Annotated in this window: 13 protein-coding genes; 3 read left to right on the top strand and 10 right to left on the bottom strand. The window is 46.3% G+C overall.

From position 1 onward, the window contains the following. Positions 1 to 384: 384 nt before the first annotated feature. The 3 genes from AB204_RS05450 to pcp are packed head-to-tail and all read left to right on the top strand — an operon-like array spanning position 385 to position 2,797. Complete coding sequence (locus tag AB204_RS05450) at positions 385 to 1,113, top strand: DUF969 domain-containing protein (RefSeq protein ID WP_047962369.1); 729 nt, start codon at positions 385 to 387, stop codon at positions 1,111 to 1,113. Next, a complete protein-coding gene (locus AB204_RS05445; protein WP_200898204.1) occupies positions 1,110 to 2,129 on the top strand; it encodes a DUF979 domain-containing protein in 1,020 nt (339 codons plus the stop codon). The genes AB204_RS05450 and AB204_RS05445 overlap by 4 nt, the downstream gene beginning before the upstream one ends. A 20-nt stretch (positions 2,130 to 2,149) precedes the next feature. Continuing rightward, entirely contained in the window at positions 2,150 to 2,797 is a 648-nt protein-coding gene (gene pcp / locus AB204_RS05440; RefSeq protein WP_047962367.1) for a pyroglutamyl-peptidase I, read from the top strand. A gap of 81 nt (positions 2,798 to 2,878) precedes the next feature. On the opposite strand, the gene pgpA is transcribed toward pcp, so the two are convergent. The 10 genes from pgpA to tgt form a co-directional block, all read right to left on the bottom strand. Next, positions 2,879 to 3,370, bottom strand: a complete 492-nt coding sequence (gene pgpA / locus AB204_RS05435) for a phosphatidylglycerophosphatase A (protein ID WP_047962366.1) — start codon at positions 3,368 to 3,370, stop codon at positions 2,879 to 2,881. Next, the gene (thiL, locus tag AB204_RS05430) at positions 3,363 to 4,409 is read right to left on the bottom strand and encodes a thiamine-phosphate kinase (RefSeq protein WP_047962365.1); all 1,047 of its coding nucleotides are present in this window, start codon (positions 4,407 to 4,409) and stop codon (positions 3,363 to 3,365) included. The genes pgpA and thiL overlap by 8 nt, the downstream gene beginning before the upstream one ends. Positions 4,410 to 4,510: 101 nt before the next feature. Continuing rightward, entirely contained in the window at positions 4,511 to 4,927 is a 417-nt protein-coding gene (gene nusB, locus AB204_RS05425) for a transcription antitermination factor NusB (RefSeq protein WP_047962364.1), read from the bottom strand. A 28-nt stretch (positions 4,928 to 4,955) separates the two neighbouring features. Further along, a complete protein-coding gene (gene ribH, locus AB204_RS05420) occupies positions 4,956 to 5,426 on the bottom strand; it encodes a 6,7-dimethyl-8-ribityllumazine synthase (protein WP_047962363.1) in 471 nt (156 codons plus the stop codon). A 98-nt stretch (positions 5,427 to 5,524) separates the two neighbouring features. Continuing rightward, on the bottom strand, positions 5,525 to 6,646 hold the full coding sequence (ribD, locus tag AB204_RS05415) for a bifunctional diaminohydroxyphosphoribosylaminopyrimidine deaminase/5-amino-6-(5-phosphoribosylamino)uracil reductase RibD (protein WP_047962362.1): 1,122 nt from the start codon (positions 6,644 to 6,646) through the stop codon (positions 5,525 to 5,527). Between the two features lie 5 nt (positions 6,647 to 6,651). Beyond that, the gene (gene nrdR, locus AB204_RS05410) at positions 6,652 to 7,101 is read right to left on the bottom strand and encodes a transcriptional regulator NrdR (RefSeq protein ID WP_047962361.1); all 450 of its coding nucleotides are present in this window, start codon (positions 7,099 to 7,101) and stop codon (positions 6,652 to 6,654) included. Between the two features lie 122 nt (positions 7,102 to 7,223). Next, positions 7,224 to 8,192: a protein translocase subunit SecF gene (gene secF, locus AB204_RS05405; RefSeq protein WP_047962360.1), complete on the bottom strand. Its 969-nt coding sequence runs from the start codon at positions 8,190 to 8,192 to the stop codon at positions 7,224 to 7,226. Between the two features lie 10 nt (positions 8,193 to 8,202). Then, positions 8,203 to 10,050 carry a protein translocase subunit SecD gene (gene secD, locus AB204_RS05400; RefSeq protein WP_072061395.1) on the bottom strand — a complete coding sequence of 616 codons (1,848 nt, stop codon included), beginning with the start codon at positions 10,048 to 10,050 and terminating at the stop codon, positions 8,203 to 8,205. Between the two features lie 28 nt (positions 10,051 to 10,078). Beyond that, positions 10,079 to 10,417, bottom strand: a complete 339-nt coding sequence (gene yajC / locus AB204_RS05395; RefSeq protein ID WP_047962359.1) for a preprotein translocase subunit YajC — start codon at positions 10,415 to 10,417, stop codon at positions 10,079 to 10,081. Positions 10,418 to 10,588: 171 nt separating this feature from the next. Further along, on the bottom strand, positions 10,589 to 11,713 hold the full coding sequence (tgt, locus tag AB204_RS05390; protein WP_047962358.1) for a tRNA guanosine(34) transglycosylase Tgt: 1,125 nt from the start codon (positions 11,711 to 11,713) through the stop codon (positions 10,589 to 10,591). Between the last annotated feature and the right edge of the window lie 29 nt (positions 11,714 to 11,742).

Raw genomic sequence — 11,742 nt, 5'->3', positions numbered from 1 at the left:
GAATTAATAACATACAAAAACTTATAATAAATAGCTCGTAAATACATATCAATCACTCCCGAAATGGAGTTTTTGGCATCATATTACTATTTATCAGAAATATATTTTTTATATTCATCATGTCGAATTTCTTCTCCGAATTCTGATACCTCTAAACATATCTCTTTATTTGTAGATAATGTGCAAAATATTTTCACCAAATAAGCTCGTTTTACATTCAATTAGTGATCTGCATTCCATTTTTACAATTCGATGCAGATTTTTCTTGCCTGTTTTTTGATCGCAATCTATTTATTGTTCAACAATATAAAAACAATGGATTAACAATAAAGGCATTTAAACCAACAATAAAACAACACCGTATTTGTCAGGGGGAAGTAGAATATGCAGCACACGATCAATTTTTGGCCCCTCATCGGGATTGCCGTCATTATCATTGGTTTTATCATCAGATTTAATCCTGTTCTGGTTGTTACCGTTGCCGGCCTTGTCACCGGGCTGTCAGCCAAAATGCCATTAGTCGATATTCTGGAAAAGCTAGGTTCAGGATTTATTAATACACTAAATCTGACGCTGACGATTTTGTTTCCCTTGGTCATCATTGGGCTATTGGAAAGACATGGATTAAAAGAACGCGCCCAGAAATCCATTGCCCATATCAAAACTGCCACTACCGGAAGGTTACTGATTATCTACCTGTTTATACGTGAAACTGCCGCCGCATTGGGATTAACCAGTTTAGGTGGTCATCCACAAATGGTTCGCCCTTTGCTGGCCCCTATGGCAGAAGGTGCGGCTGAAAACCAATATGGTGAATTACCGGATTCAGTCCGCTATCGCATTCGTGCTATGTCCGCCGCAACGGATAATACGGGTTTGTTCTTTGGTGAAGATATTTTTGTCGCCTTTGGGGCAATTATTTTTATGCACAATTTCATGCTGGAATCGGGTGGTATTCAAACCGAACCGCTGCATATTGCCCTTTGGGGTATTCCCACCGCCATTTGTGCTTTTCTTATCCATTCTGTTCGTTTATATCGCCTGGATTACCGTCTTGCCAATGAACTTGGCTCTTTAAATCACACCAGTACTAGCAGCAAGGAGACAAGATAATGTTTCAATTACAATATCTCTATGTGCTAGCTGGGCTACTCTTACTGGCTGTTGCCATTATGTCATGGCGTGATAAAGCCAATCCTCGCCGCTTAACAACAGGCTTATTCTGGGCACTGTATGGTTTGATTTTTCTGGTGGGGAAATGGAGCGGTCATCTGGCAGCTATCTGGATCAGTGATGAAGCCCACGCCCAGAAAATAGCCCATATCAGTGTTGGTGTGTTGGTCGTTGTTATGGCGCTGCTGGCAGGATTCGGTGGAGTGCGTTTGGGAAATTATCATCAACGTACACCAGAACAACGGCAGAAAAGTGCTGATCGTCTTGGTCACCGGTTATTTTTGCCCGCCCTGCTGATCCCTATCGTCACAATGCTAGGGGTGCTAATGTTTAACCACATTCCCGGCTTACAGCAGGCTGTATTTGGTGAAGGCAATCACTCCACGCTGGTAACACTCTTTTCCATTACTCTTGGTTGCCTGATTGGGTTAATTATCGCGTTGCGCATGAGCCGCGATACCATCACACAGCCTATACAGGAAACTCGCCGCCTGTTGGATGCCATTGGTTGTGTATTTATTTTGCCGCAGATTCTGGCAACGCTCGGATTGTTGTTTACCGCAGCCGGTGTGGGTACGGTGATTTCTTATTTAACTGAAAATTATTTGTATGTCGATAATCGTTTTATTGCAGTGGTAACGTATGTCTTTGGCATGGCTCTGCTGACTATGATAATGGGGAATGCTTTCGCCGCTTTCCCCATCATCACTGCCGGTATTGGCATCCCCATTCTGATTTTACAGCACGATGGTAATCCCGCAGTTATGGCGGCCATCGGGATGTTTTCCGGCTATTGCGGGACGTTGATGACACCTATGGCAGCAAATTTCAATATCGTTCCCGCAGCACTGTTAGAGTTGCCTGATCGCAATGCCGTTATCAAGGCTCAGATTCCCACAGGATGCGCTTTACTTATTACCAATGTGTTCTTGCTCTATTCTCTAATGTTCTTATAAAACAACAAAAAGGAATCATCATGAAAACTATTTTAGTCACTGGTTTTGAGCCTTTCGGAGGTGATAGGATAAATCCATCATGGGAAGCCATTAAACCATTACAGGGCTGCCAAGTCGCTGACGCGATTATTGAAGTTTGCCAACTCCCCTGTATTTTTGATATCGCCTTGCAACATCTTAATACAGCGATTGACCGGACTCAGCCAGAATTGGTGATTTCAGTAGGGCAGGCAGGAGGCAGGGCAGATATCAGCGTAGAACGCGTCGCAATTAATATCAATGATGCCAGTATTCCCGATAATAAAGGGAACCAGCCGATTGATACGCCTGTTATTTCCGGTGGCCCTGTAGCATATTTATCTAACCTACCGATCAAAACTATGGTTAATACGTTGAGGCAGGCGGGAATTCCTGCATCAGTTTCCCAAACTGCCGGTACTTTTGTTTGCAATCATGTGATGTATGGTTTATTGCATTATTTAACACAAAATTACCCCTCTGCACGTGGAGGATTTATCCATGTTCCTTATCTTCCAGAACAAGCCAAAATCCTCTTTGATACACCAAGCATGACGCTAGAATTGATGACAAAAGCACTAAAAGTAGCTATTGAAACTGCATGGGAAAATAAATCTGATACGGTTGTAACGGGCGGTGCTATACACTAAGAAATGTACGCATTAAGAGAATAAATCAGTACAGGAAATAGATTAGCCACTGTATTCAGTGGCTAATCAGAAAAACAATGGTCAGAAAGGCAATAATTGGTAGAAATTCAGTAACCAGATAACCACAACCGCAAAGATTGCCGCAATAATGTCATCCAGCATGATGCCGACACCGCCTTTTACATAGCGGTCAAACCAGCGAATCGGCCACGGTTTCCACATATCAAAAATGCGGAATACCACAAAGCCAACCAAAACCCATTGCCAGTTGAGCACCGGAATGGCCATCAGTGTGATCCACATGCCGATGAATTCATCCCAGACCACACAACCCGGATCTTCTACATTCATGGCATCGGCAGCTTTTTGACAAATCACACAACCAATGACAGTTCCTAACAAGATGGCTACCCATATTCCCCATGTAGGCAATTGCACCAGCAATAACCAGAAAGGGATCGCCGCCACTGAGCCCATCGTGCCCGGCATAATCGGCGATAAGCCACTACCGAACCCCGTAGCCAACAAATGCCACGGATTGCTCATCTTTAAGCGGCGCTTTGCATCATCCATGCGTTCCCTCCGTTTGGTCATTTTCCTCTTGCTGTGCGGCCGAACAAGGTGCTACAGGTTTTTTATCAGTTTTAAAATGGTCAAAACCGTTCAGATTCAGCTCAATTTCTTCGTTATGATTAAAATAGCGGATACCTTCTGATTCTGGCCTGATTTGCCCAATACAGCAGAAACTCGCACCAGAATGGGCCAATGCCATATTTAACGCACCACGGTTAAGCTCAGGTACAGTAAAGCACAATTCATAATCTTCACCACCGCTCAGCGCCCATTTCAATGCTTGCTCAGGGGCAACATATTGCTGCATGGCTTCCGAATAAGGCAGCGCATCCAGATTAATACGTGCACCACATTGGCTGGCTGTCAAAATATGGTTGAGATCAGAAATTAAACCATCGGACAGATCAATTGCGGAAGAAGCAAGATCGCGTAATGCCTGCCCTTGTAGAACCCGGGGTTGTGGACGGAGATGACGTTTGACCAACCAGTTATGGATCGCCGCATCCTCCACCGTCAGACGATCTTGCAGCAGAGCAAGCCCTGCGGCACTATCCCCCAGTGTTCCGGTTACATAAATCCAGTCACCATTTTTCGCCCCTGCACGGCGCAGTGCCCTGCCCGCCGGAACCAAACCATGTACGGTTAACGTCAAACTCATGGGGCCTTTCGTCGTATCCCCACCGATCAACTGCATACCATAATAATTCAGTTGCTCAAACAAACTGTCACTGAATCGCTTTAACCAATCCTCATTGACATCAGGTAGCGTTAAAGCCAATGATGCCCACGCGGGATCTGCCCCAACAGCGGCCAAGTCACTGATATTGACAGCCAGTGCCTTATAGGCCAAATCTTCCGGTGAGATGTCAGGGAGAAAATGAACGCCGGCAACCAACGTATCTGTAGTTACCGCTAATTCTTGCTTATCTGCAACGGTCATCAGAGCACAATCATCGCCAATCCCGAGATTGACATCACGGCGACGGCTGACATGGCGATTGAAATAACGTGCAATGAGGTCAAATTCACCACATGCCATAGTAGAATTCCAAAAAGTGACTAACGATGAGCACACAAGGCCGGGAAACCGGCCTCATAGGTAAAATCATCGAGTTATAATGGGGAACTCCTGGCAAGCAATCACTTTTTCTTGCGTGCTGCCGGGCCAGCTTTATCCAACACCCCATTCACGAATTTATGGCTATCTTCAGCACCAAACGTTTTTGCCAGTTCGATGCCTTCGTTAATAGCCACTTTGTAGGGAACATCATCACGAAAGCTTAGTTCAAACATTGCAACGCGCAAGATGGCTTTTTCTACCTGACCTAACTCTTCGAGCTGGCGTGAAAGATAAGGAGCCATCAGTGCATCTAATCTTGTAACATTGATCGCTACCCCGGACAGCAACTCACGGAAATAGGTGATATCAACACCAGTTACGTCCTGCTCTGACAGAAACTGCAATTCAACATCAGCAATGCTGTTTTTGGATAATTGCCATGAATAAATTGCCTGAACAGCACACTCACGAGCACGACGACGAGCAGCAGGTTTCACAAAATTCCCCTTAATTAAAACTAAAAATTCAGCCTTTGATGGCTTTGATTACATTAATCATTTCCAATGCGGTCAAGGCAGCTTCTGCCCCCTTATTACCCGCTTTAGTGCCAGCGCGTTCAATCGCCTGTTCAATATTTTCAGTCGTCAGAACACCAAATGTGACAGGAATGTTGCTGGACATTGCCACGTTGGACAAACCAGAGCTGCACTCGCCAGCAACATATTCGAAGTGGGCTGTACCGCCACGGATAACAGTACCCAAAGCGATAACCGCATCATATTTTTTGGACTCAGCCAGTGCCTTGACCGTCAGCGGCAGTTCATAAGCACCCGGTACCCATACTACGGTGATATTGTCTGAAGAAACCTGACCGATACGATCCAGCGCATCCACGGCCCCTTCCAGCAGGCTGTCATTAATGAAGTTGTTAAAGCGGGCAATCGCAATAGCGATACGAGCTTCAGGAGCTGCAACAACACCTTTGATTACGTTCATAGCCTTCCTTATATCTTATTCATATCCGCAGGGGCGCGGATCTTATCACATTCTTTTTCTCTGCGTCTTGATTTATGTCCAGACTTAGATCAGGACACTCAGAGTGGTCGTAAACGAAGACGCACATCAGGGCCAACCTGTTTTACATCAAACAGAGCAAATTCAGGCGCATCGGATAATCTTTGCAATTCAGGAATAGCAAACAATCCACGGGCATTATTTCCCAGCACCTTAGGAGCGATATAAAGGATCAATTCATCTACCAGCCCCAATGATAACAACGCCCCGGCCAGAGCAGGGCCGCATTCCGCCCAGACTGAATTTACCTGACGCTTACCCAGCTGCATCATCAACAGTACCAAGTCAACGCCATCACCATGTGTCGGCAATAAAATTTGTTCGACGTGATCAGGCCATTCCTGTTCATCTTTGTCAGTGCCCAGCAAGTTAGTACGTGCTAACCAACATTGCCCTGTTTGCCGGATAACATGGTGTTGTGGCGTCACGCGATTCTGGCTATCAGTAATGATACGGATTGGCTGGCGGAGACGTTCTTGGGGATAAGCCGCTTGTGTATCAGCATCCAGTTCATTCCAACGGACAGTCAGTGAAGGATCATCCGCCAATACTGTTGCACTGGAACTCAAAATGGCGCTGCACTGCGCTCGCAATTTCTGCACATCCTGACGCGCTTCAGGTGAAGTAATCCACTTACTTTCTCCCGAGGCCAACGCGGTACGGCCATCCAATGAAGCTCCCAGTTTCAATTGCAGGTAAGGGAAACCGGTGCGCATACGTTTAAGAAAACCTTTATTCAAGGATTCCGCCTGCGCCATCATCAGGCCATGTTCTACAGTGATGCCCGCCTGCTGCAATTTATACAAGCCGCGTCCAGCCACTTGGGGATTGGGGTCTTGCATCGCAACCACAACGCGACTTAAACCGGCAGCAATCAAAGCATCAGCACAAGGCGGTGTTTTGCCATGGTGACTGCATGGCTCAAGCGTGACATAAGCTGTGGCGCCTTTCGCTTTTTCACCGGCCATGCGTAGGGCATGGACCTCTGCATGCGGTTCACCGGCTCGTAAATGAAAACCTTCCCCGACTATCTGATCATCTTTAACGATGACACAACCTACATTTGGATTCGGAGAAGTTGTAAAACGCCCCTGTTGCGCTAATTCCAGCGCTCGGGACATATATATTTCATCGAGTGTCATGGTATTTAGTCTTGTAATCTGGCTATTTCTTCGCCGAATTCACGAATATCTTCAAAGCTGCGGTAAACAGATGCAAAACGGATATACGCCACTTTATCCAGTTTCTTCAGCTCATCCATGACAAAATTTCCAATCATCTTGGACGGAATTTCACGTTCACCTGTTGCCCGCACTTGTGATTTGATATGGATAATTGCCGTTTCCACATCATCAGAGCTGACAGGACGTTTTTCAAGTGCCTTTTGCATGCCACGACGCAATTTTTCTTCGTCGAAAGGCTCCCGAATATCATCACTTTTAATGACCCGTGGCATCACCAATTCTGCAATTTCAAATGTAGTGAAGCGTTCATGACATTCTAGGCACTGACGGCGACGGCGCACTTGTGAGCCATCCCCAACCAGACGGGAATCAATAACTTTAGTATCAACGGCTGCGCAAAATGGGCAATGCATATCGTTTCCTGACAGTTAACCGAAGGAATAACAGTGTACCTTGAAGTGATAATGAAAAACACCCTGTCAGTAAGTACTCACAGAGTGTTTAAGCGATATCAGAGCTTGATCATGCTAAATCGTTAAGGAAGAATAGAAGGCTGATCCGCCCCTTCTTTCTCAACTTTCTGCTGAATCATATGTTCACGCTTCATGCCCAACTTCAGAGCCAGTGCAGAAGCAACATAGATGGAAGACACTGTACCGATAGAAACACCGATTAACATTGCCAGTGAGAAGCCTTTCAACATTTCACCACCGAAAATGTACAGCATCAGTACAACCAGCAGCGTGGTTGCAGAAGTCATGATCGTACGGCTCAGAGTCTGAGTCAGGGAAACGTTCATGATTTCATAAGACGTACCACGGCGGATTTTGCGGAAGTTCTCACGAATACGATCCGATACCACGATGCTATCGTTCAATGAATAGCCGATAACGGACATCAACGATGCAACGATAGTCAGGTCAATCTCAATGTGGAACAACGACAAAGTGCCCAATGTAATGATCACGTCATGCGCAAGCGCGATAACCGCCCCTAATGCCAGACGCCACTCAAAGCGGAAACCGACATAAATCAGGATACTGATAAGGGCAACCAATAACGCCATCGCTCCGGTTTGCGCCAGCTCGCTACCCACACTTGGGCCGACAAACTCCACACGTTTGACCGTGGCATCTTTATCGATATTCTGGTTAATAATAGAAATAACTTTATTACCCAGTTCTTGCCCCGCATTCCCTTCCACTGGTGGCATGCGAACCATCACATCACGGCTGCTACCAAAATTTTGCAATAGTGGATCAACAAAACCATTCTGGGTCAGGCTCTCACGCATTTTGTCCAGATCCGCAGGCTTACTCAGGTTCACTTCAATTACCGTACCCCCGGTAAAATCAAGCCCCCAGTTAAATCCACGAACACCAATTATCACGATGGAAGCGACCAATAGCAGGAACGAAATCCCAAAGGCAACGTTGTCCCAGCGCATAAAGTCGATAACTTTACGCCCGTAGTTTAATTGTTCAACAGTATAATCCTGTGCCACAACGTGCTCCTTAAATTGACAACTTATTGATACGCTTGCCACCGTACAGCAAGTTCACGATTGCACGAGTTCCTACAATAGCAGTGAACATTGAAGTCGCCACACCAATACTGGTAGTAATCGCAAAGCCCTTGATAGAGCCAGTGCCCACGGCATACAGAATAACGGCTGTAATCAGCGTAGTCAGGTTTGCGTCGATGATACTGGAGAACGCGCCTTTATAGCCTTCGTGAATCGCTTGCTGCACCGTACGGCCATTACGCAGCTCTTCTTTGATACGTTCGTTTATCAACACGTTCGCATCCACAGCGACGGCAAGTGTCAGGACGATACCCGCAATCCCCGGCATGGTCAGCGTCGCTCCCGGCAACAGGGACATGATACCGACGATCAGCACCAGGTTAGCCAGCAGCGCACTGCTCGCAATCAGACCAAACTTGCGATAGTAAATCACCATGAACAAGATGGACGCAATCAGGCCCCATAAACACGCCTCAAGACCCTGCTCGATATTCTGCAAGCCCAGAGTTGGCCCAATAGTACGCTCTTCGACAATCTGAATTGGTGCAATCAATGCACCCGCACGTAGCAACAGCGACAACTGGCGAGCTTCGGTAGGATTGCCAATGCCAGTGATACGGAAACTGTTACCCAAACGTGACTGAATGGTGGCAATGTTAATGACTTCTTCTTTCTTAACTAAGATCGCACGACCATTGGCATCTTTCTTACCGCTGTCCTTATATTCCACAAACAGCGTTGCCATCGGTTTTTGCAGATTATCTTTGGTGAAATTGGACATCGCCGTGCCACCAGCACTATCCAGAGAAATATTCACCTGCGGATAACCGTTCTCATCCGTGCTGGACGTGGAGTCAGTAATATGGTCGCCTGTCAGAATAACACGCTTGTACAAGACAACAGGACTGCCATCACGGGTATATTTCAATTCTGAATCAGCCGGAATTCGGCCAGACAGTGCTGCATTCTGGTCAACATTACTATTCACCAGACGGAATTCCAATGTTGCGGTTGCACCGAGGATCTCTTTAGCGCGGGCTGTATCCTGGATACCTGGCAGCTCAACAACGATACGATCTGCACCCTGACGCTGCACCAAAGGTTCCGCAACCCCCAATTGGTTTACGCGGTTACGCAGAATAGTAATGTTCTGCTGTACTGCATAAGAACGGGCTTCACGCAGACGTTCATCACTCATGACAACTTTCAGAGTACTGTTGGCACCAGTAGAGAACACTAAATCACGGTGGCGAGGTTCAAGGTAGTTTTCTGCTTTGGAACGCGCATCGTTATCACGGAAACGAACTTCAACGCCGTAATTATCAATTTTGCGGATAGTAGAATAAGCGATGCCCTGATCACGCAGTTCAGAGCGCAGGCTATCAATATTTTGTTCCTGTAACTTGCTCAGTGCGGTTTCCATATCCACTTCCATCAAGAAGTGAACACCACCACGCAGGTCAAGCCCCAGTTTCATAGGCTCAGCATTGATTGTCCTTAACCAGACAGGCGTTGCAGGCGCGAGGTTCAATGCCACGACATACTGTTCGCCCAATGCAGAAACCAGTGCTTCACGAGCACGGAGCTGCACGTCAGTGCTGTTAAAACGAGCAAGAATTGCCCCATTTTCTAATGCAATGGACTTGCTCTGGATTTGATCTTTTTCTAAAACATTACGGACTTGGTCCAGCGTTTTTTCACTGGCGGCGATGCCTCGCGCGCCAGTGATTTGTACAGCCGGATCCTCACCATAAAGGTTGGGAAGTGCATAAAGCAAACCGATGAGGATCGCAGCGATCAGCATCAGATACTTCCACAAAGGATAACGGTTCAACACGGCAGTTCCCTTCGGGAAAATCAGAAAATTAAATAGCCTTCATTGTACCTTTCGGCAGAATGGCAGCGACGAAGTCACGTTTGACAGTTATTTCAGTGGTATCATTCAGGGCAATCACAACGTAGCCTGTTTCAGACACTTTAGAGACACGACCTACCAAACCACCAGAAGTCAGTACTTCATCTCCTTTGGAGATGGAATCCATCAATTTTTTATGTTCTTTGGTACGTTTTTGTTGTGGACGCAGGATCATAAAATAGAAAATCAAACCGAAAACAACCAGCATGATGATCAGAGAATATGGGTTACCCTGAGCTTGCGCTGGTGCACCAGCAGCTGCCGCAGCTTCAGAAATAAAAAAACTCATCAAATTTCCCTCATTGTTATCGAAAACATGTTACCGAAAATCGTGTCATCGAAAATATTACTTTCCGAAAATCTTACTTCTCGAAAATCGTGTTTGCCGAAAATCGACAGTGGCTCGATCAAAAACCAGCCCGATATGCTACACATATTGAGGCTGGTTAGTCACGCCAAATTATATATTTAACGGCGGAACGGACTTACCAATCCGCTGATAAAACGCTTCAACAAACTGTTCCAGTTTGCCTTCTTCAATGGCTTTGCGAATTCCAGCCATCAAACGCTGATAATACCTTAAATTATGGATTGTATTCAGCCTTGCACCAAGAATTTCGTTACAACGATCAAGGTGATGGAGATATGCACGGCTATAATTGCGACAAGTATAGCAGTCACAATGTTCATCCAGCGGAGAAGTATCTTCTTTATGTTTGGCATTACGGATCTTGATGACTCCTTCTGTCACAAACAAATGACCATTGCGGGCATTGCGGGTTGGCATCACACAGTCAAACATATCGATACCACGGCGAACGCCCTCGACCAGATCCTCCGGCTTGCCAACTCCCATCAAATAGCGTGGCTTATCCTGCGGGATCTGCGGACAAACATGTTCCAGAATACGGTGCATGTCTTCTTTAGGTTCACCTACGGCCAGACCACCCACAGCGTAGCCGTCAAAACCGATTTCCACCAGCCCTTTTATGGAAACATCACGCAAATCTTCGTAAACACTGCCCTGAATAATACCAAACAAGGCATTTTTATTGCTCAGTTCATCAAAACGTTGACGACTGCGCGCAGCCCAGCGCAATGACATTTCCATGGAACGCTTCGCATAATCCCAATCAGCAGGGTATGGCGTACATTCATCAAAAATCATGACAATATCGGAACCCAAGTCATATTGGATTTCCATGGATTTTTCTGGGCTGAGGAAAACAGGCGTTCCGTTGATTGGATTACGGAAATGAACGCCTTCTTCTTTAATTTTACGCATCGCACCGAGGCTGAAGACCTGAAAACCACCAGAGTCTGTCAGAATAGGCCCCTGCCACTGCATAAAATCATGCAGGTCACCATGCAATTTCATGATTTCCTGCCCCGGGCGCAGCCAGAGGTGGAAAGTATTCCCTAACAGAATCTGCGCACCAGTCTCTTTCACCTCTTCCGGTGTCATGCCTTTTACCGTACCGTAAGTGCCCACAGGCATGAACGCCGGGGTTTCCACTACGCCACGTTCAAAAATCAGGCGGCCACGACGGGCATTTCCGTCCGTCTTTTGTAACTCAAATTTCACTTAACCTCCAGACATCAGAAAAACAGTCT

The organism is Xenorhabdus khoisanae, from assembly GCF_001037465.1.
Taxonomy (GTDB): domain Bacteria; phylum Pseudomonadota; class Gammaproteobacteria; order Enterobacterales; family Enterobacteriaceae; genus Xenorhabdus; species Xenorhabdus khoisanae.
Note: the sequence above shows the minus strand (reverse complement) of the source record. Positions and strands in the feature narration are given on the sequence as shown.